A 21,410-nucleotide genomic window follows, 5' to 3' on the forward strand; every position below is an offset into this window, starting at 1 on the left:
CGCCACGGCGGCCAGGGTCATCTCCGATCGTCGCCAGGGGCTCACCGCCCGCGCGTGCGCCCGAGCAGCGAACGCAGGATCTCCTCCGCATGCGTCCACAGCAGCGACCCTCCCGCCTCCGGGAGCACGCGCCGCTCTGCCGCGCGCAGCCGCCCCGCGAGCGACGCCCCGAAGTCCGGCGAGTGCACAGCGCTCGTGTCCCGCGCGCCGTACCACAGATCGACCGGCGCGCGGATGCTCGCCGGATCGAACGGCCACGGGCTCATCGTGAGCACCGTGTCGCGCGCGTAGCCGGCCGGCCCCTGCGAGAACGCCTCATCCATCGCGCGCCGGTAGGCGCGCTCGAACACCGGGGCGGTGTACACCGCGCGGTCGACGTCCGGGAGCGTCGAGATGACGAAGCTCCACATCGCCTCGGCGCTGAACCCGCCGAAGAACGCCTCCGCGCGCCCAGCGTCGGTCGCCACCAGCTCCACGAGCCGCCGCACGTCCGGCGCCAGCGCATCGGCGAACACCGGATTCGCCAGCTCATCGGTCCCCGCGACCACGGCCACGCCATCCACGACGCCGGCCGCGGCGCAGGCCAGGGCGAACGGCGCGCCCGCCGAGAACCCGACGGCCGCCACGCCGGACAGCTGCCGCGCCTCGAGGAAGCGCCGTATGTCCTGCGCCCAGTCGCCGAGCGTGCGGCCCGGGGCCTGGTCCGACGCCCCGAGCCCCGGGCGATCCACGGAGATCAGCCGCACGCCGAGCCCATCGACGACGTCACCCCCGAACCCCATCGACCGGCCCGTGGCGCCGCCGGGGCAGAGCAGCACGGGGATGCCGTCCTCCGGTCCCCACTCCGCCCAGCCCAGCCGCCGGCCGTCTGGAAGCGCCGTCTTCCCGAGCCGGACGGGCTCCACCACGCCGTTGATCATAGGGCCCCAAGGTAGTTGACCTGCACCGAGGATGCCAGGCGCTCCGCGCCGCTCGACGGCGGCGGTGCGCAGTCACGGATGGATGTTGAGCTCGTAAACGCCGGATGCCTCGAACGCGCCGTCGACCGCGATGACGATGGTCTGCCCTGCGTCGAGCGACACCGTGACCTCCGACGTGAACAGGTGCAGGTCCTCCCCGTGCACGTCGTCGCTGCACGCGATCTCCTCGCCGTAGCAGTTCCCGTTGAAGACGGCGAGCACGGTGTCGTAGTCGGAGCCGGCCGTGTCGATCGTGTACGTCCCCGCCTCCGGCGCGGTGAACAGATAGACCACCTCAGGCGCGTCGATGCCGCCGCAGCTCGCGTCCACCTTGGCGAGGCTCCCCTTGGTCGTCCCCGTCGCGGTCTGGGAGGCGAGGGGCGCGAGCTCGATGGGCTTATCGCACGTGCCGGTGCCGTCGAAGAGGTCCACGTTGAGCATGTAGTCGCCCTCCGCGCCGTGGCTGTCGACGCTGATCAGGGCGGTCTGGCCGGCGTCGAGCCACACGAGCTTGCTCGAGTCCCTGCTGTCGTTGACGCAGGCCATCTCGTCGCCTTTGCACCCGCCGTCGCGCACGGACAGGATTGTATCGACCGTGGAACCCACGGTGTTCATGCGGTAGAAGCCATCTACAGGCGCGGTGAAGCTGTACGTCGCCTCGCCGCCGGGCACGGTGGCGCAGGAGGGCGCCAGGAGATCGGGATAGCCCTCGGTGCTGCCCGTGACCGTCTGCGGGACCACGGCGTCGAGCGCGAAGAGAGGGCACGGCGGCGCCTCCCGCTGGGTGATGTTGAGCGTGTAATCGCCGCTCGCCGACACGCTGTCCACGGAGACGATCACCGTCTGGCCGGCGGAGAGGAACAGGCTCGCCCGCGAGTGGGTGACGACCCCCGCGGGGTCCACGTTGTCATTGCACCTGAGCGAGGGGCCAGAGCACGAGCCCTTCAGCACGTCCAGGACCGTATCGAGCGCCGAGCCCTCCGTGTCGAAGATGTACAGCGCGTCGGCCGGGGCGGTGAAGCGATAGGTCGCCTCGGGGGCCCCGCGAGAGGCGCAGTCCGGCGCGAGGTGATCGGCGAGATCCGCGGTCGTGCCCGTGACCGTCTGCGGCACCATCCGGCCGAGATCGATGAGCGGGCACGGCACCTCGTCGACCTCGAGCCGGTAGTCGCCCGTCGGGCCCGCGGTGTCCACCACGAGGATGACCGTCTCGCCGGCCGCGAGCGAGAGCGTGATGCGCGCCGGCTCGAACAGGCCGTCGGCGCACGCGATGAGATCGCCGTCGCACGAGGCGCGGCGCGCCTCCATGAGGACGGGGAAGCTCGAGCCGCTCGCGTCGAACGTGTAGATGCCCTCGCGCGGCGCGGTGAAGCCGTGGGTCGCCTCGCCCCCGGTCGAGAAGGTCGCGCAGGCCGAGATCACGTCGCGGAGGTGCTCGTTGTTCCCGGTCACCGTCTGCGGCAGGGTGGCGCCGATCTGGACGGCCGGGCACGGAGGGCCCTCGACGATCTCCAGCGTGAAGCTCGCCAGCGGGCCGGCCGGATCCGCCACCGCGACGAGCACCGTCTGACCGGCCTCGAGCGTCGCGGACGCGTTCGACACGCCGGAGCCGTAGCGGCAGCGGAGCGAGCGGCCCGTGCACGTGCCGCCCTCGCGGACCTCGACGATCAGGTCCGACGGGGCGCGCCCGCTGAACACGTACGTGCCGTCCGACGGGGCCGTGAACGTGTACGTGGCGTCCGGGGTCGCGCTGATGTCGCATTCGGCGACCACCGTGTCCTCGCGCAGGACGGTCGTGCCCGTCACCGTCTGCGGGACGACGGGATCGAGGGCGGTCGGCGCGCACTGGACCGGCCCGAGCTCGGCCACGCGGAGCGTGAAGTCGCCCTGCGCGTCGCGCGCGCCGCTCACCACCACGAGGATGCGCTCGCCCTCGGCGAGATCGACGGCGATCTGCGACTGGACGCTCCCCGCGTTGTCGTTGCAGGCCAGCTCCTCGCACGTGTCCGCCCGCAGCGCGCCGAGCGCCGTGTCGTACGGGGCCTCGAAGGTGTCGAACAGGTACGTCCCCGCGTGAGGCGCCGTGAACAGGAACGCCTGATCGGCCGCGCCAGGCCCCGAGCAGGTCAGCCAGCGGCCGTCGTCGGCGCCGATCGTCGTGCCGCTCACCCGCTGCGGGACGGCGGAGCCGATGTCCTGGGAGGGCTCCGCGCTGCACGCGCAGGTGCCGCCCTCGCAGGGGCGCCCGGGGTCGCAGGCGCGATCGCACCGGCCGCAGTGCTGCGGATCTGCGGCGAGGTCCACGCAGCTGCCAGCGCAGTCGGTGAGGCCCGGGAGGCAGGTCTGCCGGCAGACGGATCCGGAGCACGCGCGCCCCGGCGCGCACGCCGCGCCGCACTTGCCGCAATGGTCCGGGTCGGTGCGCGTGTCGACGCACTCGTCGCCGCAGAGCTTCACGTAGCGGCCTTCGCGGCACTCGGATGGCCCGCCGCCGCCACCGCCGCCACCGCCACCTCCGCCACCTCCGCCACCTCCGTCGCCGCCGCCGCCGCCGCCGCCGGTCCCCAGCGGCTCGCAGGCGCCCTTCACGCACGCCTCCCCGGCCCGACATTCCTGGCCGCACGCGCCGCAGTGCTCCGGATCGGCGTGCAGCGCCACGCAGGCCCCGCCGCAGACCGAGTAGGGAGCCTCGCAGCGCGGCGCCGGGGCGTCGTCGCCGCCGCACGCGGACGCCGCCGCGAGGATCGCGGCAGGCAGCCAGAGCGCGGCCCTCGAGAGCGCGCGTCCGAAGCGAAATCCGTGTCTGTTCATCGAGATCCCCCTGCGGCACGCGCCGTCGACGCGCGCGAGCCGGCGGAGAACGCGCGCGCCTCTCCGACGTTCGGCTCCCGGGCTCCGCGCTGGTGGTTGATGGCTGACGTGGCCGCTCCGCTCATCCGACCCTGTCGTCGAGGCCTCGCTGCGCCGGCCGGCGACCCGACGGCACCTCGGCCGGGTAGGCCGCTTCACGATCGTGCCTCACGTCGCGAAGCGAGGTCAAGGCGCGCCGTCCGGCGGGCTCTTCGGTAGGGCTGGCCCGCGCCAGGGAGCGACAAGAGCGACAACCGCGCCACCCCTTGCTAGAACCGCCCGCATGTCGCGGCCCGCGCGCCCTGAAGTCCTCGCTCCCGCCGGTGATCGCGCCGCCATGGAAGCCGCCGTGCGCGGCGGGGCCGATGCCGTCTACTTCGGCCTCCGGGGGGGCGCCGCGGGCGGCGGCGCGGCGTCGCCCTTCAACGCCCGCGCGCGGGCCGCGAACTTCGACGCGGCGGAGCTCGAGGAGGCGGTGCGCTTCCTCCACGCCCACGGCGTGAAGGGCTACGTCACCCTGAACACGCTGGTGTTCGACGACGAGCTCCCGGCGGTCCGCGGCGCGATCGAGGCGTGCGCCGCGGCCGGCGTCGACGCGGTCATCGTCCAGGACCTCGGGGTGATGCGCCTCGCGCGGGCGATCGCGCCCGGGCTCCCGATCCACGCCTCCACGCAGATGACCTGCACCGACGCGGCCGGCGTCGAGCTCGCGCGATCGCTCGGCGCCGCGCGCGTCATCCTCGCCCGGGAGCTCTCGCTCGACGACATCGCCGCCATCCGCCGGGCGACCGACGTCGAGCTCGAGGTCTTCGTCCACGGCGCGCTCTGCATCGCCTACTCGGGGCAGTGCCTGACGAGCGAGGCCATCGGCGGCCGCAGCGCCAACCGCGGCGCCTGCGCCCAGGCCTGCCGCCTGCCGTACCGCCTCGTCGTCGACGGCGCGCTGCGCGACCTCGGCGACGCGGCCTACCTCCTGTCGCCGGAGGATCTCGACGCCACCGACGTCATCCCCGACCTCGTCGCGCTGGGCGTCGCCTCGGTGAAGATCGAGGGGCGCCTCAAGGGCCCGGAGTACGTCGGCGCCACCGCGCGGCTCTACCGCGCCGCGATCGACGCGGCGCTGGGCGAGGGGGCGGGTCCGGGGCCCGCGGAGCGCGAGGCGGCGCTCCAGGCGTTCTCGCGGGGCTCGGGCCCCGGCTTCCTGCGCGGCGTCGACCACCAGCGCCTCGTCGATGGCCGCACCTGCGATCACCGCGGCATCGAGGTCGGCGAGGCGCGCGGCGCCGCGCGCCGGCGCGGCCACGAGGTGCTGGTCGTCCGCGCCGCCAGGCCGCTCGCGCGCGGCGAGGGGATCCTCGTGGAGGGCGGGTTCGCCGGCGAGGGCGAGATCGGCGGCCGCATCTGGGGCCTGTGGGCGGATGGCCGCGAGGTCGAGCGCGCGCCCGCGGGGGGCGACGTCGAGGTCTGGCTCGGCCCGGACCGGCCGCTGCCGGAGGACGTGCTGAGCGGCGCGCGGGGGCTGCACGGGCGCCGGGTCTTTCGCACGAGCGACCCCGTCGCCACGCGCGCGGTCCGCGATGCCCTCGACCGCGCCCAGCGCCGGGTGGCGATCGACGTCCGCCTCGAGGGCCGCCTCGGCGAGCGCCCGCGGCTCTCGGCGGCGACGGAGGGCGGGGCGTCGGCGTCGGTCGAGGTCGACACCCCGCTCGGCCGCGCCGATCGAACGCCGCTCGACGAGGCCACGCTGCGGAAGCAGCTGGATCGGCTGGGCGACACGCCGTTTTCCCTGCGCGGCGTCGGCCTGTCGCTCGACGGGCCCGCGCTCGTGCCGCCGTCGGCGCTCAACCGCGCCCGCCGGGCGCTCGTCGCGGCGCTGATCGAGGCGTCGCACCGCCCCCATCCGTCGGCGCCGCTCTCGGCCGAGGCGCTCGTCGCGGGCGTCGCTCCGCCGGACGCGCCGCCGCCGGCGCCGGGCCTCTTCGTGCTGTGCCGCAACGTGGCGCAGGCGCGGGCGGCGCTCGACGCCGGCGCGAGCGGCGTCTACCTCGATTTCCTGGAGATGGTCGGCCTCGGCGCCGCGGCGCGCGAGCTGATGGCGGCCGGGGCCTCCGTCGGGGTGGCGCCCCCGCGGATCCGCAAGCCGGGCGAGGAGAAGATCGACCGCTACCTGCTCTCGCTCGGGCCGGCGGCGATCCTGGTCCGCGGCCTCGGCGCGCTGCTCGACGAGACGCCGGGCGTGCCCCGGATCGGCGATTTCTCGCTGAACGTCACGAACAAGCTGGCCGCGCGCGAGGTGCTCTCGCGGGGGCTCGCCGCGTTCACGCCGTCGTTCGACCTCGACGCCGCCCAGCTCGAGTCGCTGCTGGACTCGCCGTTCGGGCCGTTCGCCGAGGTGGTTGTGCACCACCCGATGCCGCTCTTCCACATGGAGCACTGCGTGATCGCGGCGACGCTGTCCGAGGGCAAGGATCACCGCACCTGCGGCCGCCCGTGCGACCATCACGCGCTGTCGCTGCGGGACCGGGCGGGCATGGATCACCCGCTCGAGGCGGACGTGGGGTGTCGGAACACGGTGTTCCACGCGGCGCCGCAGAGCGCGGCGCACCTCGTGCCGAGGCTCGCGAGCTGCGGCGTGCGGCGGTTCCGGATCGAGCTGGTGCGGGAGGACGCCGAGGGGGCGCGGCGGGTGGTGGAGGCGTACCGGCGGCTGCTCGCCGGGGAGGTGGCGCCGGCCGAGGTCGCGCGCGGGCTGCGGGCCGAGGGCAGCTACGGGGTGGTGCGCGGGTCGCTGCGCGTGCTGCAGGCGTGAGAGGAACGGCCATGGGCCAGCGGGGGCGACGAGCGGCGGTCCGATCAGAACACGAGCACCTCGCCGCCTGACGCGAGCTGGCACGCGCCGTCCTGGGGATCACCGCCGGTGCGGAGGATCTCGGACGGCTCCGGCTCGCGGTACACGCCCGAGAGCGCGATGTCGACCATGCGCAGGATCGCGCGATCGAGCTTGGTGACGAAATAGCAGGGGATCGTCGGCTCCTTGTGCGCCCCGCCAACCCCCGAGTCGTCCGTCAGGAAGAGGTATCGGCCGCCCGTGACCTGCGCGGCAGAGCGCATGCTGAGCTCGGTGAGCTCATCCACGCCGCTCGACGCGACGGGATAGACAGCCACCCCGAGGTCCTTCAGGGCTCGTATCCCGCTCGCCATCGCCGCGGCGTTCTCCTCGTGGTGGGGCGCGTCCGCGACCCAGAAGGCGAGCCGCGCGGTGTCGCCGCCCGTGCGCCAGGAGAGGTCGGCCGCCTTGGAGAGCGCCATGTCCGGCGCCTCCGGGAAGTCGCCGCCGCCGCCGGCTGCCTGCTCGGCGAGCTTCTCCTGGAACTCGTCGGGATCGGAGCGGAAGTCGAACCACCGGACGATGTAGTCGTCCTCGGTGTCCTTGTACAGGACGAGCGACCAGCGCTGCTGGGCGTTCGGGTACCTGGCGAAGATGGAGTCGGAGAGCGCGATGAACTCCGTCTGGAGATACGTGATCTCGTCGCTCATGCTGCCGGTCGTGTCGATGACGAGCGAGACGTCGAGCGTCTCCTTTTTTCCTGGAGGCGCCGCGAAGAGGCTGTGCGCGGCCTGGTGATCGGCCTCCGTGAAGGGCAAGAGGCCCGGGAGCTGCTGCGAATAGAGCGTGCTCCGGTACGAGAGGAAGAAGTCGAAGTTGCGATTGTCGTCCCAGACGCCGGCGGTGAGCGTGCCAGGCTCGATGCTGGCTCCGCCGCCTGCGCCGCCTGCGCCGCCTGCGCCGCCTGCGCCGCCGCCTCCTCCTGTGCCCAGGCTTCCGCCGGGGGAGCCTTCGCTCGGAGGACCGCTTCCATCCGACACACCTCCCGAAGCGGCTGAGCCGACCGCGGCGCCTGTGCCGAAGCCCGTATCGGGACCGGCGTCGGGGTCGGCGCCGGTGCCCCTCCCGGGGATCTCCCCGTCACCGCCTTCTGCTGAGCTCGATCCGCCCGAGCACGCTCCCAGCGCGAGAAGGCCTCCCACCATGAAAGCGAAGCGGAAACGGGTGTGCATGTGGATCTCCTCGGCCGCCAGGGTCGTCACGCGCCGACGTCGGACGCGGCCGGGGATGCCGCGATGCACGGCGCGTACCGGGGCTAGAGACGAGTGATTTCATGTGCTTACGTGGCTGCGCGTGGTGCGTTCTGTGCCAAGGCGCGCCGGAGCGCGCCGAGGAGCAGCAGGCGCGTGCCCCTGGGATCGCCGCCGAGGTTGTGGGTAATCGCGGCCCGCTTCCCCGCCTCCTGCGCCGGGCAGGCCGGCTACATGGGTCTGCCACGCCTCGTCTTGCGCGTCGAGCTCGCGCCCGAGGCCGAACCGGACATAGAGGTTCGTGTACTCGAAGAGGGCGTTTGCCAGGGACATCCCCGACAGGGCTCGCACCTTCTCCGCGAACGAGAGCTGCAGATCGAACAACGCCTTGGAGAACACCACGCTCGGGGCCGACCTCGGGGTTCAGCGTTCAGCTCTTCGGAGGCGCCGATCGTTTGGCGTGTGGAGTACTCTCCTCCTCTCGCCTTGTCGTCCGGCCCGTGGCCGAGCGGGTCGAGGCGGGGCGCCGGAGACGGCATGTGAACGTTCACATTCTCGATGTCAACTTGAAACGACCGCCAGCGACCGTCCTCGCGCCCCGATGGCAGACAGGTCTCCTCCGGAGCGCCGCGTCAAGAGGGGCGGGCATCGGGCCTCGGTCACACAGGCGCTGGAGCGCCACCTCCGGCGCGCGGCGACGTCGAGCTGGCGATGCGGACGCCACACCCCGCGTCGCGCGCCCGCCGCCGATGCGCTGATCGGTTTCGCGCTCCTCGATCGGGCCGGCGGTAACGCGCCCGCGCCTCTCGCCGCGGCGCTCCGGAGGAGCCCCGCCAGCCTCGCGCTCCCTCGGGCTCGGGCTCGTTGCAGACCGGTCGATTGGAATTGACGCTGCCCATGTGATCGTTCACATTGCTGCCGAGGAGCATCCTTGTTGCTGTGCCTTGCTCGGGCTTCCACGCGTACCGAGGCATTCGTCGTCTGATCGATTTTTGCACCAACTCCGTTGGGTCGGTCGTCGCGGAGGCGATCGCCGAACGGTGGGGATTGGCATCGAGCCGAGGGTGCTCCACCAGAGAACACCGCATCCGCGCTTGTTCGGCGGCTGTCGTGACATCTCGAGTGCTGTTCACCGGAGATGATTCCTTCAAAGATCCGGCGGCGCTGGCGACGCTGCCGGTGGACAACCGTTGGGGCGGCGTGATCTATGTTGAAGAACATGAACCCACAGAACCACGTGTCACGGAGGATGTTCCTGGCCATCCTGGGCTCGGCGTCCGTCGCCGCCGGCTGCTCCCGCGAGGAGAGCGACGCCGCGCGCGCCGGCCAGACGCCGGCGCCGGGCGCCGAGACCGCGCGGCGGAAGCCGAAGGCGCTGACCGAGATCGTCGTCGGCTTCTCGCAGACGGGCGCCGAGAGCTCCTGGAGGATCGCGCACAGCAAGTCGATCCAGGGGGAAGCGGAGAAGCGCCACGTGCAGCTCCTCTTCGCAGACGGTCAGAACGTGCACAACAACCAGGTGAACGCCGTCAACGGGTTCATCACCAAGGGCGTCGACGTCATCGTCATCGCGCCGCAAGAATCCGTGGGCTGGAAGCCGACGTTGAAGGAGGCCAAGCGCGCCGGGATCCCGGTGGTGCTCACGAGCCGGGGCGTGGACGCCGAGGAAGATCTGTACGAGACGGTGATGGTCGCGGATTTCGTCTGGGAGGGGCGGCGGGCAGGGGAGTGGCTCGCAAAGCAGACGAACGGCAAGGCGCGGATCATCGAGCTCGTGGGCACGCCGGCGGCGGACGTGGCGGTGATGCGCAAGACCGGCTTCGCCGAGGCCATCGCGAAGCATCCGGACATGAAGATCATCGCGAGCCAGAGCGGTGACTTCACGCGCACCAAGGGAAAGGCCGTGATGGAGACGCTGCTCTCGGCCCACAAGGGCGAGATCAACGCCGTCTACGCTCACAACGACGACATGGCGCTCGGGGCGATCCAGGCGATCCAGGCGGCAGGGTTGAAGCCCGGGCAGGATATCCAGGTGATATCGATCGACGCTGTGAAGCCGGCATTCGAGGCCATGATGGAGGGGAAGCTCAACGCGACGGTCGAGTGCAACCCCCTGCACGGCCCCCTGCTCTTCGACACGATCGACAAGATCGTGCGTGGCGAGAAGGTGCCGAAGCGCACGATCGTCCCTGGCCAGATCTTCGAACGCGAGCAGGCGGCGGCGGCCATCGGCTCGCGGCCCTACTGAGGAGAGATCGGCGCCGGCGCCCCGCTGGGGCGGCGCGGGCGCCATCACGCTCGTGAGCTCGCTCGTCCGCGGCGCTCACGTACGGAGCAGCAGCCGCATGCCTGTCTCGAAAGCCTTGCTCTCTGTCGAGGGCCTCAGCAAATCCTTCCCCGGAGTTCGCGCTCTGCACGACGTGCACGTCGAGGCGCGCGCCGGCGAGATCCAGGCGTTGATGGGGGAGAACGGGGCCGGCAAGTCGACGCTGATCAAGCTGCTCACCGGCGTCTATTCTCCCGACGCCGGGACCTTGCGCCTCGGCGGTACGGTGATCCGGCCGACCTCTCCCCGCCACGCAGAATCGCTGGGGATCAGCGCGGTGCACCAGGAAATCAGCCTGATCCCGCACCTCTCCATCGCGGACAACATCATGCTGGGCCGGCAGCCTCGGCGCTTCGGCCTGATCGACGGGCGCGCCGTCCGCGCGAAGGCGCGTGAGGCCCTCGCGCGCCTCTCGCTGGACCTCGACGTGTCACGATCGGTGGCGGCGCTGCCCACCGCGCTGCAGCAGATGGTCGCGATCGCCCGTGCGCTCGCCGTGGACGCGCGGATCCTGATCCTGGATGAGCCCACCTCCAGCCTGGATGAAGCGGAGACGCTGCGGCTCTTCGACGTCATGCGGGGGCTGAAGGCGCAGGGGTTGGCGATCCTCTTCGTGACTCACTTCCTGGATCAGGTCTACGCGGTCAGCGATACGATCACGGTGCTCAGGAATGGCTGCCTGGTGGGGCAGTACGCGAGCAGCGCGCTGCCTCGCCTGGAGCTCGTCCAGGCGATGCTGGGCGTCAAGCTCGGCGCGAAAGACAGGGCCGCGCCGGCCGGCCCTGCCGGTCCGGGAGGGGGGGCGAGCGCCGCGGAGCCGGCGCTCGCCGCGCGCGGCCTCGAGAGAAAGGGGGTCATCGGACCCATCGAGCTCGCGCTGCGGCCCGGCGAGGTGGTGGGGCTGGCGGGGCTGCTCGGCTCTGGTCGAAGCGAGACCGCCAGGATGCTCTTCGGGATCGAGCCCGCCGATCGCGGCGAGCTCGCGGTGAACGGGCGTGCGACCGAGATCAAGACGCCACGGCACGCGATCCGGGCCGGCCTCGCATACTGCCCGGAAGACCGCAAGGTGGATGGCATCATCCCGAACCTCTCCGTGCGAGAGAACCTCCTGCTCGCCTTGCAGGCCTCCCAGGGGGCGCTGCGGGTGCTCCCGCGCCACGAGCGGGAGCGTCTGGTCCAGCACTACATCAAGACCCTGAGCATCAAGACGCCGTCCCCGGAGACGCCCGTCAAGCTGCTCTCGGGCGGCAACCAGCAGAAGGTGCTGCTCGCGCGTTGGATGGCCATGCAGCCGCGGATCCTGCTGCTCGACGAGCCCACGCGCGGCGTGGACATCGGCGCCAAGCTGGAGATCGAGGCGCTGGTGAAGTCGCTCAGCGAGAAGGGGGTCGCCACGGTCTTGATCTCGTCGGAGCTCGAGGAGGTCGCGCGCAACTGCTACAGGGTGGTGGTCCTGAGAGACCGCAAGCAGCAGGGCGAGCTCGTGGGAGAGTCCGTGACGCCTTCGTCCATCATCCAGGCCATCGCCCATCAGAAGGAGGCGCCGCCCGATGCTTGAGAAGATCACGGAAGCGGCGCCCACCAACGCCAACCCCACGGGCATCGGGATCCTCCTCTTCACCGCGTGCGCGGGCGCCCTGCTGCTCCTGCGCAGGCGCCGCGAGGCCTGGCCTTTGCTCGGCCTCCTGGCGCTCCTTCTGTTCAACTCCGTCCTGTCCAAGAACTTCTTCTCCATCGTCGAGCGCGACGGGGCTTATTACGGGACGCCCATCAACCTGCTCAACCAGGGCTCGGAGGTGATGCTCCTCGCGATCGGCCTGACCCTGGTGATCGCCGTCAGGGGCATCGACCTGTCGGTCGGCTCGGTCATGGCGCTGTCCGGCGCCACCTGCGTGATCCTGATGAAGGAGGCCCACTTCGGGCCGCTCCTGGCTGCGTTCCTGTCCCTGGCCGTCGCCGCCGGCGTCGGTCTGTTCAACGGCGCGCTGGTGACGGGGCTGAACATCCAGCCCATCATCGTGACCTTGATCAGCATGGTCGGTGTCCGCGGCGTCGCCATGCTCATCACCCGCGCCGAGCCCGTGACGCACACGGACGCGACGTTTGCGTTCATCGGCAACGGTCATGTCGGCGGCTTGCCGTTCTCCATGGTGCTGGTGGCCGCCGTGTTCGTCGTCGCCGCGCTGCTCTGCCGGAGGACGGCGCTCGGTCTGTTCATGGAAGCGATCGGCGACAACGAGCGGGCGAGCCGGCTCGCTGGCGTCGGCGACCGCCGCATCAAGCTCTGGTTGTACGGCTTCTCCGGCCTGTGCGCCGGCATCGCCGGGCTCGTGGCCGCCTCCTACATCTCCACGGCCGATCCCGATCGCGTGGGGCGCCTGCGGGAGCTGGATGCCATCTTCGCCGCGGTGATCGGCGGTACGGCGCTCACCGGCGGGCGCTTCTATCTGGGTGGCACCCTGATAGGCGCGTTGTTGATACAAACGCTCTCCACAACGATGTACATCCAGCATGTCCCCTCCGAGATCGAGCCGATGCCCAAGGCCGGCGTGATGCTGCTCAGCTGCCTGCTGGTCTCGGAGGAGTCGCGCCGGCGGCTCGTCGAGCTGCTCGGGCTCAAGCGGGGGCAGTAGCGATGCTCAGCTGGGATCGGCGGGATCTGCCGCTCGTGGTGACCGCGGTCCTCCTGATCGCGCTCTACGCGGGGGTGCTGGTCTGTTACGACGCGGCGCGGAGCCTGCGTTTCCTTGTCGACCTGATCAAGGGGAACGCGGCGATGGGCCTCTGCGCGGTGGGCATGACCTTCGTCATCCTGTCGGGGGGGATCGACCTCTCGGTCGGCTCCGTCGTCGCGCTCACGACGGTCCTCGTCGGCACGCTGGTGGCCGGTGGTTGCCACCCGCTGCTGGCGTTCTGTATCGCCCTCGCGGTGTCGGTCGCGTTCGGCGCGATGACGGGGCACCTCATCCATCGTTTCTCCCTGCCCCCGTTCCTCGTGACGCTCGCGGGCATGTTCTTCGCCCGCGGCGCGGCGTTCCTCGTCAGCATGCAGCCCATCGGCATCGATCACCCTGCGCTGGACTGGATCGTCGATGAGCTCGGCTTCGCGCTGGCGATCCCGGGCCTGGACCGGACCTGGGTCCCGGCGACGGCGCTCCTGTTCCTGGTCGTCCTCGCGCTCGGCGTGGTTGTCGGCCGCAGCACGAGCTTCGGCCGGAACGTCCTGGCCATCGGCGGGGACAGGCACGCGGCGCTGCTCATGGGGGTGCCGCTGGGCGCCACGACGGTGTGTCTGTACGCGCTGTGCGGCCTGTGCGCGGGCCTCGGCGGGGTCACGACGGCGCTGATCGACAGCGCCGGAAAGCCGAACATCGGCGCCGGCCTGGAGCTCGAGGCCATCGCCTCGGTGGTGATCGGCGGAACGCTGCTGACCGGGGGGGCTGGCAGCGTCGTCGGCACCGTGATGGGCGTGATGATCACGGGCATGGTGCGGGCGGTGATCAACCTGGATGGACGGCTGCCGTCGCCCTGGCACCACATCAGCATCGGGCTGCTGTTGCTCGTCTTCATCGTCATGCAAGAGGTCCTGATCCGCTCGGCCCCCGCAGCCAGGGGGGTAGAGTACGGTCGTCGTGGATGATGCTCGAGAACGAGGAGCGATAGAATGATCGAGGCCAAGCGAATTCTGGTCACCGGGGCGGCGGGCAAGGTCGGCCAGGCGTTCATCCGCAAGTTCCTGTCGAACCCCGCGTTCGAGGGGTGGAAGGTCCGTGCGCTGTGCCATAACCGCATGCTGGAGCGGTCGGCGCGCGTGGAGGTGCTGCGTGGGGCCATCGAGGACAGGACCGTCGTCAACGAGGCGACCGAGGGGGTGAGCCACGTGCTGCACCTGGCGACCAGCAAGGAGACCCCCGAGAGCATCATGGACGTGGCCGTCAAAGGCATGTTCTGGCTGCTGGAGGCCTGCCGCGTCAGCCCTGCGTTCGAGCAATTCATCCTGGTCGGGGGCGACGCCGGGATGGGCCACTTCTTCTATCCGCACCCCGTCCCCGTCACGGAGGCGCAGCGGCACAGCGCCTACCCGGGCTGTTACGCGCTGTCCAAGGTGCTCGAGGAGGTCATGCTCGAGCAGTACTATATTCAATATGAGCTCAACGGATGCTGCCTGCGCGCGCCGTGGATCATGGAGAAGGACGACTTCAAGGCGCAGCTATCCTTCGGTGACGACGTGTTCGGAGGGCCGAGGTGGCGCGATCTGGTCGGCGCCGAGGCGGCGGAGGGGTACGTCCGCTCGGGCGCCGTGCCGGTGATGCTCGACCGCCGCGGCGAGCCGGTGAAGCGTAACTTCGTGCATGTGGACGATCTGGTCGCCGCGATCCTCAAGGCCATCAATCATGAGAAGGCTCGCCAGCAGACCTTCAACATCTGCATGGACGAGCCGGTGGACTACGGGGAGCTGGCGCGTTACCTGGAGGCGACGCGGGGCCTGCCGAGCGTGAGGGTGAAGACGCCCTTCCATTCGACTTGGCTGGACAACTCGAAGGCGAAATTTCTGCTCGGCTGGCGGCCGCAGTACGACCTGGCGCGGCTCACGGACGCCGCCTTCGACCACGTGCGCGCGCCCGATGACCCGCGCGTCACGTGGTACCCCGGTTGATGGGCCCTGCCTCCCCGCGGAGGCCCCTCCCCGTGGTGGACGAGCCTCACGCCGACACCGAGCTTCGCCGCTAGGGGACGGGCCCGCCTACAAGCACCTTCGCCCGGCGGCCCGGCGTGCGCGCGTAGGCCTCCACGACGGCCCGCCCAACGCTCGCCGCGCGCCCGCGCTTCACAAGGGCCACGATCGCGCCGCCGAAGCCGCCGCCGGTCAGCCGGGCGCCGAAGACGTCCGGCTGCGCCCGAGCGCTCTCCACCAGCTCGTCGACCGCCGGCACGGACACCTCGAAATCGTCGCGCATCGACCGGTGAGACGCGTCGAAGAGCTCGCCAAGGCGGCCCAGATCCCCGGCGCGGAGCGCGGCCACGGCGGCGAGCACCCGGGCGTTCTCGGTCACGACGTGGCGCGCGCGCCGATCGAGCGGCGCCGGCAGCGAGGCGATGCGCGGCTCCACGATCGCGTCGACGTCCCGGAGCTCCGGGACGCCGAGCGCCGCGGCCGCGCGCTCGCACTCCGCGCGCCGCGTCTTGTAGTCGCCGCTGGCGTGCTGGTGAGTTACCCCGGAGTCGACGACGAGCAGCTCGGCCTCCGCGGGCAGCGGGATGCGCTCGAACGCGAGCGTCCTCGTGTCGATGAAGAGCGCCGTGCTCTCGTCGGCGAGGCTCGCGGCCATCTGATCCATCGTCCCGACCGGCGCGCCCACGAAGTCGTGCTCCGCGGCGTGCGCGATCTGGGCGATCTCCACGTCGTCGATGGCGAGGCCGAGCATCGACCGCAGGGCGCGGGCGAGCGCTACGAGCAGCGAGGCGCTCGACGACAGGCCGCTTCCGAGCGGTACTGTCGACTCGATCCTCGCGTCGAAGCCGGGGATCGATGCGCCCCGGCCGCGGAGGACCGCGGTGATGCCCTGAATGTAGTCGAGCCACAGCCCGCGGCGCGCCTCCTCGCCGGCGCGGAACGAGAGCTGGGCGCCGCCGTGCACGTTCGTCGTCGCGACCTGGATGAGCCTGTCTTCCCGGGGCGCGAGCTCGACGCGCGTCTTCTGCGGGATCGCCGTCGGCAGCACGTACCCGCCGCTATAATCGGTGTGTTCGCCGATCAGGTTCACGCGCCCCGGCGCCTCTGCCAGGACCTTCGCCGGACGGCCGAAGACGACCTCGAAGCCATTGCCCTTCACCGTCATCGCGGCTCACCCATGTTCACGGGGAGCAGGGAACCCAATTGCTTCGTAGACGTCAAGCCACAACTGCGGGAGGACGCCGTCCTGGGTTGCGCTCGATCGCTCATCGCTCTTCCATGCCGGGCGCGCCGCTCAGGCTCCCCGCAGCGCAGCGATCACAGGCGCTGTGTCGGGCCGCATGCCGCGCCACAGCGTGAAGCACTCGGCGCCCTGCTCGACCACCATGCCGAGGCCGTCGGCTGTCTGACCCACGCCGGCCGCGCGTGCGGCCTGCACGAACGCGGTCGGCTCCTTCTTGTAGGCCATGTCGTAGGCCAGCGATCGCTCGCTCCACACGCCGGCGGGCAGGGGCGGCACCTCGTTGGTCATGGAGGAGGCGGAGCCGTTGATGATCACGTCGAAGCGCCCGGCGATGTCGGCGAAGCCGCCGCCGGCGAGCTGGATGGCGCCGGCATGCGGGCCGAGCTCGGCGGCGAGCGCCACGGCCTTGCTGGCGGTGCGGTTGGCGATGAAGATCTCGGCCGGCTGCTCATCGAAGAGCGGCAGCAAGGTGCCGCGCACCGCGCCGCCCGCGCCGAGGAGCAGCACGCGCGCGCCCTTGAGCTCGCGGCCGAGGTTGTGGGTGATGTCGCGCAGGATGCCGAAGCCGTCGGTGTTGTCGCCGAGGATGGTGCCGTCCGCGCGCAAGGTGAACATGTTGATCGCCCCGGCGGCGCGGCCGCGCGGCGTCAGCTCGTCGGCCAGCGCAAAGGCCTCGAGCTTGAAGGGCATGGTGATGTTCATGCCCTTGCCGCCGCTCTCGTGGAACTCGCGCACGGCGGCGGCGAAGCCATCCAGCTCGCCGAGGATCGCGCCGTACACCATGTCCTGCCCGCACTGCCTGGCAAAGGCGGTCTGCAGCGCCGGCGACTTGGTCTGGGAGATGGGATTGCCGATGATGGCGTAGCGGTCGGTCATGGGTGCGTCCAGGCCTGAGCGACGCGGGGCCACGCCCGCGAGCGCCGCAGATCTACGATACTGTCCAGCGACTTGCCAAGAGCGCGCGGCGCCTCCGCGGATCCAAAGGCGCCCCCATCGCCGCGCTGCGCTCAGTCCTGGTGGCTCTCGGGCTTCGACGCCATCACCAGATTGAGCGGCGACGACCCGAGGAGGTTGCGCTCGATGGTGTCGCAGATGCGCGTGAGGGGCAGGTCGTTCGGTTCGTGGCCGAACGGGTCGTCGAGCTCGCCGCCGATCGCCTCGATCATCAGGACGGGGTAGGCGACCATCATCGTCACGATGGGCGTCATGGCGCCGATCGCGTCGATGAGCGCGAGGGGCAGCGTGGCCAGGTAGAGCACCACGCCGCGCTGCAAGAGCAGCACGTAGCCGAGGGGCGTCGGCGTCTTGAGGATGCGCTCGCAGCCCCCGAGGCAGTTGACCAGGATGTTCAGCTCCTCCTCGGCGCACACCGCCATGTTGCGCTCGAGGCTCCCGGCCCGCGCGAACGCCGCGATCCGATCCGAGACCTGCTGCGCGGCGTAGAGCGGCGGGTGGACGTGCGCCGCCATCGCCTCGGCTTGCTCCGCGGACAGGAGCCGCTGGATTTCCGGGCGCTCGGCTTGCCCGCGCAGCGACCGCCGCGTGGCGTGGGCGAAGACCACCACCCAGACGGCGAGCTCGCGCGCCGCCGACGGGGCCACCGCCGCATGCGCGTTCACGATGCGCGTGACGTTGCGGCTCGCGTTCACGATCGAGCCCCAGAGCGTCCGGCCCTCCCAGAAGCGGTTATAGGACGTGTTCGTGCGGAACGCGAGGATGAGCGCGATCACCGCGCCCGCGACCTCGTACAGGCCGATCGAGAGGCCCACGCGAGGGATATACCTGTCCGTGAGCCACAGCGCCGTCGCGATGGCCCCGAAGATCAGCACGCGCCGCATCACGCCCGGCGAGAGGGAGCCGCGCGGGGAGACCAGCAGGTGGAGCCAATCGCGTCTCGCGTAGGGGATCATCGGGCGCGACCCTCGTGGCAGGAGCCATGGTGGAGAGAGGCCGCATCGCCGTACCGTCCACGGGCGGCGACCCCAGCGAGCGCCTCCTCCGTATCAGCAAGGTGCCTGTCCCGCAACGCCGGCCGGACCGCGCGGCCGCCCCGTTCCAGCCGGCTCATCCGTGCATCGAGCGGTCCGCTGCCGTCTGGCGCGGACGCGCGGGACGCGGGAGACTCGACGTCCGACCAGGCAGGCAGACCGCGGTGGCTCTGCACGCCTGAGTCGCCTGGAGCTGCCGCTTGAGTTTCCCGTCCCCCATCGTCCTGTTCTGGGCGGCCTCCGCCCTGGCCTGGCTCGTCGTCGTAGCAGCGGCGAGGCGCCGCCGGGGCGGGCTCTACGCGCGGTTCGTCGGCGTGCTGCTCGGCATCCACACCCTGATCTCGTGCGCGCTCTTCCGCCATGTCGGCCCGCTCGCGCCGGGGTTCGCGTACCTCCAGGGCGCGGTGTACCTGCACTTCCTCCTGCTCTCGCGCCCCCGGATGCGGCCGCTCGCCTACCGCGCGCTCGTGAGCATCCCCGCGTCCTACTTCGTGGCGGCCATCTTCCTGTCGTTCCCGTGGGCCATCGCGAGCGGGCTCGGGGCCACGCCGTACGGCCTCTGGGTGCCCTTCGCGCTCGCCGTCGTCGGTATCCTCCAGTCGCTCACCGCCCGCCGCGAGGAGATCGAGCTCGTCGTCGACCGCGCCCCGGTCGACGGGCTGCGCCGCCACCCGCTGCCGCGCGACGGGGCGCCCGGCGCGCGCCGGGCCCTCCGCATCGTCCAGATCACCGATCCTCACCTCGGTCCGTTCATGTCGGTCGCTCGGCTCCGCGGCATCTGCGAGCGCGCGGTGGAGCGCGATCCCGATCTCGTCGTGCTCACCGGCGATTACCTGACGATGGAATCGCAGGACACCGCGGATCACCTCGCCGAGGCCCTTTCCCCGCTCCGCGCCCTGGAGGGGCGTGTGTTCGCGTGCCACGGCAACCATGATCACGAGTCGCCCCGCCACGTCGCGACCGCGCTGGAGCGCGCTGGGGCGCGCCTGCTCGTGGACGACGCGGCGCTCGTCGAGACCGCCGCCGGGCCGGTCCAGGTCCTGGGGATGGACTTCCATTACCGCGATCGCGCCGAGCGCATGGCGGCGGTCTGCGCCCGCCACCCGCGCAGGAAGGGCGCGCTCCGGCTCGTCCTGCTCCACGATCCGGGCGCGTTCCGCCACCTCGGCGAGGGGGAGGGCGATCTCGTGCTCTCGGGCCACACCCACGGCGGGCAGCTCGGCCTGGTCAGCCTCGGAGGCTCCTGGACCGCCCTCCAGCTCTTCGTGAAGATGCCGGATCATGGCCTGTGGGCCCGCGGCCCCGATCGGCTCTACGTCCACCGGGGGACAGGACACTACGGGTTTCCCCTTCGGCTCGGCGTGCCGGCGGAAGAGAGCGTCCTCAAGGTCCACCTCGCCGGCGACGGCGTCTGACGGGCCAGGCGCCGTCCGCCTCCCCGCAGCAGCGCTAGACCGAGCGCGCTTCCCCTGCGTCGGCCGGAGCCGGAGCGGCGGCCTCGTCGACCACCGGCATCAGGGGCAAGTCCACGATGAACATCGCGCCCCGACCCTCACCGGCGCTCTCGGCGCGAACCTCTCCGCCGTGCATTCTCACCAGATCCTGCACGATCGAGAGCCCCAGGCCGAGCCCGCTGTGCCACCGGGTGGTCGAGCTGTTTGCACGGCGAAATTTGTCGAACACATGGGGGAGAAAATTCGCGCTTATCCCCTCGCCGGTATCGCTGATGCGGAGTTGGGTCTTCGCTCCCATCTCCTCCAGCGACACGGTCACGCGCCCGCCAGCGGGCGTGAATTTGACGGCGTTGCTCAGCAGATTGCTCACGATCTGCTCCAGGCGACCGCGATCGCCCCAGACCCGGCCGGTCGTCGAGCGGAGCGACAGCGAAATGCAGACGTCCTTCGCCTCCGAGGCTGGAGTTACAGAGTCGATGATCGCCTGGACGACCTCGGCCATGCTGACCGGCTGCCGCTTCAGCTCCACCTTGCCGCAGAGGATGGCGGAGACGTCGAGCAGCGTCTCGACGAGCTTCAGCTCGGCCATGCCGTTGCGCTCGATCACCTCGAGGCCGCGCTGCACCCTGGCTGCGTCGGGCTTGTCCGTGCGGAGAAGAATATGCGCCCAGCCGAGGATAGAGGTCAAAGGCGTTCGCAGCTCATGGCCGAGCGTGCAGAGGAACTCGTCCTTCATCCGGTCGGCGGCCTCGGCCCTGGAACGCGCCGCCTGCTCGCTGGCCAGCAGCTTCTCCCGCTCTTCCTCCGCCCGCTTGCGTTCGGTGATGTCCGTGGAGATGGCGCACACCGCATAGGGCTTGCCTTCCGCGTCGAACAGGGGGCACTTGACCGAGATATAGGTGTGCATCCCGTCGCCCTGCGGCACCACCTCCTCGGTCTCCAGGGGCTCCTGGGCCTCCAGCACCCGCCTGTCGAAAGAGCGGAATAGCTCGGCCTGCTCCGGGGGGAAGAGATCGTGGTCGGTCATGCCGACGATCGACTTGACCGACTCGTTCGACCCCAGCGCCGCGTGGAACAGCTGCCTGAAACGGCGGTTGCTCAGCAGGTATCGGCCCTGCAGGTCCTTCACGTAGACCATGGCCGCCGAATTGTCGATGATGGCCTGCAGCATGGCCTGGCTTTCGCGCAATGTCTCCTCGGCCCGCTTTCGCTCGCAGTTCTCCTGTTTCAGGAGATCGTTGGCCGCCGCAAGCTCGGCCGTGCGCTCCTCCACTCTCCGCTCCAGCTTGTCGTGGGCGCCTCGCAGCGCGGCCTCCAATCGCTGGCGCTCCTCGATTTCCCGCCGCAACTGCACGTTCTGCGCCTCGAGCTCCGCGCGCATCGTATACAGCTCCAGGTGTGTCTTGATCCGCACCAGGACCTCGTCGAGCTCCAGAGGCTTGATGACGTAATCGACGCCGCCGGCCTCGAACCCGGCCACCTTGTGGGCCGTCTCTTCCAGCGCGGTCATGAAGATCACCGGAATGCCCCTGGTGCTTTCAGACGCTTTCAGGCGCCGGCACGTCTCGAAGCCGTCCATTCCCGGCATCAACACATCGAGCAGGATCAAATCGGGAGAAAGGAGCGCGGCCCGCTCCAGCGCATCTTCACCATCTTGAGCGACCGCCACCCGAAAGCCTCGCTCCTCGAGCTGAGCGGCTGTCGCGGCCATGCTCTCCGGCACATCGTCGACCATCAGGATGGTATGCACGGGGCACCAGGCTCTGAGGTTGTGTTCATTGGAGACGATGGCAACGTAGCGCCAGCGTGAACCGGTCGCGACAACCTTCTGACACATC

The 21,410-nt window shown here is 70.9% G+C and carries 14 protein-coding genes; 7 read left to right on the top strand and 7 right to left on the bottom strand.

The features are described 5' to 3' along the window. Positions 1–41: 41 nt before the first annotated feature. Entirely contained in the window at positions 42–920 is an 879-nt protein-coding gene (locus WME95_RS12425) for an alpha/beta fold hydrolase (RefSeq protein ID WP_437908587.1), read from the bottom strand. 72 nt (positions 921–992) lie between these two features. After that, a complete protein-coding gene (locus WME95_RS12430) occupies positions 993–3,770 on the bottom strand; it encodes an MXAN_6577-like cysteine-rich protein (RefSeq protein WP_437908588.1) in 2,778 nt (925 codons plus the stop codon). Positions 3,771–4,092: 322 nt separating this feature from the next. Between WME95_RS12430 and WME95_RS12435 the strand changes: the two genes are divergently transcribed. Beyond that, positions 4,093–6,618, top strand: a complete 2,526-nt coding sequence (locus tag WME95_RS12435) for a DUF3656 domain-containing U32 family peptidase (protein WP_437908589.1) — start codon at positions 4,093–4,095, stop codon at positions 6,616–6,618. A gap of 44 nt (positions 6,619–6,662) precedes the next feature. Here WME95_RS12435 and WME95_RS12440 read toward each other — a convergent pair whose 3' ends face one another. Beyond that, positions 6,663–7,868: a vWA domain-containing protein gene (locus WME95_RS12440; RefSeq protein WP_437908590.1), complete on the bottom strand. Its 1,206-nt coding sequence runs from the start codon at positions 7,866–7,868 to the stop codon at positions 6,663–6,665. A gap of 1,237 nt (positions 7,869–9,105) precedes the next feature. Here WME95_RS12440 and WME95_RS12445 point away from each other — a divergent pair. The 5 genes from WME95_RS12445 (at position 9,106) to WME95_RS12465 (ending at position 14,869) form a co-directional block, all read left to right on the top strand. Next, complete coding sequence (locus WME95_RS12445) at positions 9,106–10,134, top strand: ABC transporter substrate-binding protein (RefSeq protein WP_437552008.1); 1,029 nt, start codon at positions 9,106–9,108, stop codon at positions 10,132–10,134. A 97-nt stretch (positions 10,135–10,231) separates the two neighbouring features. Beyond that, the gene (locus tag WME95_RS12450) at positions 10,232–11,770 is read left to right on the top strand and encodes a sugar ABC transporter ATP-binding protein (RefSeq protein ID WP_437908591.1); all 1,539 of its coding nucleotides are present in this window, start codon (positions 10,232–10,234) and stop codon (positions 11,768–11,770) included. After that, complete coding sequence (locus WME95_RS12455; RefSeq protein ID WP_437552010.1) at positions 11,763–12,845, top strand: ABC transporter permease; 1,083 nt, start codon at positions 11,763–11,765, stop codon at positions 12,843–12,845. The genes WME95_RS12450 and WME95_RS12455 overlap by 8 nt, the downstream gene beginning before the upstream one ends. 2 nt (positions 12,846–12,847) lie before the next feature. Further along, positions 12,848–13,852 (top strand): ABC transporter permease subunit, encoded by a 1,005-nt coding sequence (locus tag WME95_RS12460; RefSeq protein ID WP_437908592.1) that lies wholly within the window; start codon positions 12,848–12,850, stop codon positions 13,850–13,852. A 24-nt stretch (positions 13,853–13,876) separates the two neighbouring features. Next, positions 13,877–14,869, top strand: a complete 993-nt coding sequence (locus WME95_RS12465) for an NAD-dependent epimerase/dehydratase family protein (protein ID WP_437552012.1) — start codon at positions 13,877–13,879, stop codon at positions 14,867–14,869. A 70-nt stretch (positions 14,870–14,939) separates the two neighbouring features. On the opposite strand, the gene galK is transcribed toward WME95_RS12465, so the two are convergent. The 3 genes from galK to WME95_RS12480 all read right to left on the bottom strand — a co-directional run bounded on the left by galK (position 14,940) and on the right by WME95_RS12480 (position 18,040). Next, a complete protein-coding gene (gene galK / locus WME95_RS12470; RefSeq protein WP_437908593.1) occupies positions 14,940–16,052 on the bottom strand; it encodes a galactokinase in 1,113 nt (370 codons plus the stop codon). Between the two features lie 129 nt (positions 16,053–16,181). Continuing rightward, a complete protein-coding gene (gene aroE, locus WME95_RS12475) occupies positions 16,182–17,006 on the bottom strand; it encodes a shikimate dehydrogenase (RefSeq protein WP_437552014.1) in 825 nt (274 codons plus the stop codon). 131 nt (positions 17,007–17,137) lie between these two features. Next, positions 17,138–18,040, bottom strand: coding sequence for a bestrophin family protein (locus tag WME95_RS12480; protein ID WP_437908594.1), 903 nt, complete (start codon positions 18,038–18,040; stop codon positions 17,138–17,140). A 278-nt stretch (positions 18,041–18,318) separates the two neighbouring features. Between WME95_RS12480 and WME95_RS12485 the strand changes: the two genes are divergently transcribed. Then, the gene (locus WME95_RS12485) at positions 18,319–19,533 is read left to right on the top strand and encodes a metallophosphoesterase (RefSeq protein WP_437908595.1); all 1,215 of its coding nucleotides are present in this window, start codon (positions 18,319–18,321) and stop codon (positions 19,531–19,533) included. Positions 19,534–19,567: 34 nt separating this feature from the next. Here WME95_RS12485 and WME95_RS12490 read toward each other — a convergent pair whose 3' ends face one another. Next, positions 19,568–21,409, bottom strand: coding sequence for an ATP-binding protein (locus tag WME95_RS12490; RefSeq protein ID WP_437908596.1), 1,842 nt, complete (start codon positions 21,407–21,409; stop codon positions 19,568–19,570). Position 21,410: the final 1 nt, after the last annotated feature.

The sequence above is a fragment of the Sorangium sp. So ce327 genome (assembly GCF_051530205.1).
Taxonomy (GTDB): Bacteria; Myxococcota_A; Polyangia; order Polyangiales; family Polyangiaceae; genus Sorangium; species Sorangium cellulosum_B.

Coding starts and splice junctions, on each gene's coding strand:
- WME95_RS12425 (WP_437908587.1), bottom strand. CDS start 920: ATGATCAACGGCGTGGTGGAGCCCGTCCGGCTCGGGAAGACGGCGCTT.
- WME95_RS12430 (WP_437908588.1), bottom strand. CDS start 3,770: ATGAACAGACACGGATTTCGCTTCGGACGCGCGCTCTCGAGGGCCGCG.
- WME95_RS12435 (WP_437908589.1), top strand. CDS start 4,093: ATGTCGCGGCCCGCGCGCCCTGAAGTCCTCGCTCCCGCCGGTGATCGC.
- WME95_RS12440 (WP_437908590.1), bottom strand. CDS start 7,868: ATGCACACCCGTTTCCGCTTCGCTTTCATGGTGGGAGGCCTTCTCGCG.
- WME95_RS12445 (WP_437552008.1), top strand. CDS start 9,106: ATGAACCCACAGAACCACGTGTCACGGAGGATGTTCCTGGCCATCCTG.
- WME95_RS12450 (WP_437908591.1), top strand. CDS start 10,232: ATGCCTGTCTCGAAAGCCTTGCTCTCTGTCGAGGGCCTCAGCAAATCC.
- WME95_RS12455 (WP_437552010.1), top strand. CDS start 11,763: ATGCTTGAGAAGATCACGGAAGCGGCGCCCACCAACGCCAACCCCACG.
- WME95_RS12460 (WP_437908592.1), top strand. CDS start 12,848: ATGCTCAGCTGGGATCGGCGGGATCTGCCGCTCGTGGTGACCGCGGTC.
- WME95_RS12465 (WP_437552012.1), top strand. CDS start 13,877: ATGATCGAGGCCAAGCGAATTCTGGTCACCGGGGCGGCGGGCAAGGTC.
- galK (WP_437908593.1), bottom strand. CDS start 16,052: ATGACGGTGAAGGGCAATGGCTTCGAGGTCGTCTTCGGCCGTCCGGCG.
- aroE (WP_437552014.1), bottom strand. CDS start 17,006: ATGACCGACCGCTACGCCATCATCGGCAATCCCATCTCCCAGACCAAG.
- WME95_RS12480 (WP_437908594.1), bottom strand. CDS start 18,040: ATGATCCCCTACGCGAGACGCGATTGGCTCCACCTGCTGGTCTCCCCG.
- WME95_RS12490 (WP_437908596.1), bottom strand. CDS start 21,409: ATGTGTCAGAAGGTTGTCGCGACCGGTTCACGCTGGCGCTACGTTGCC.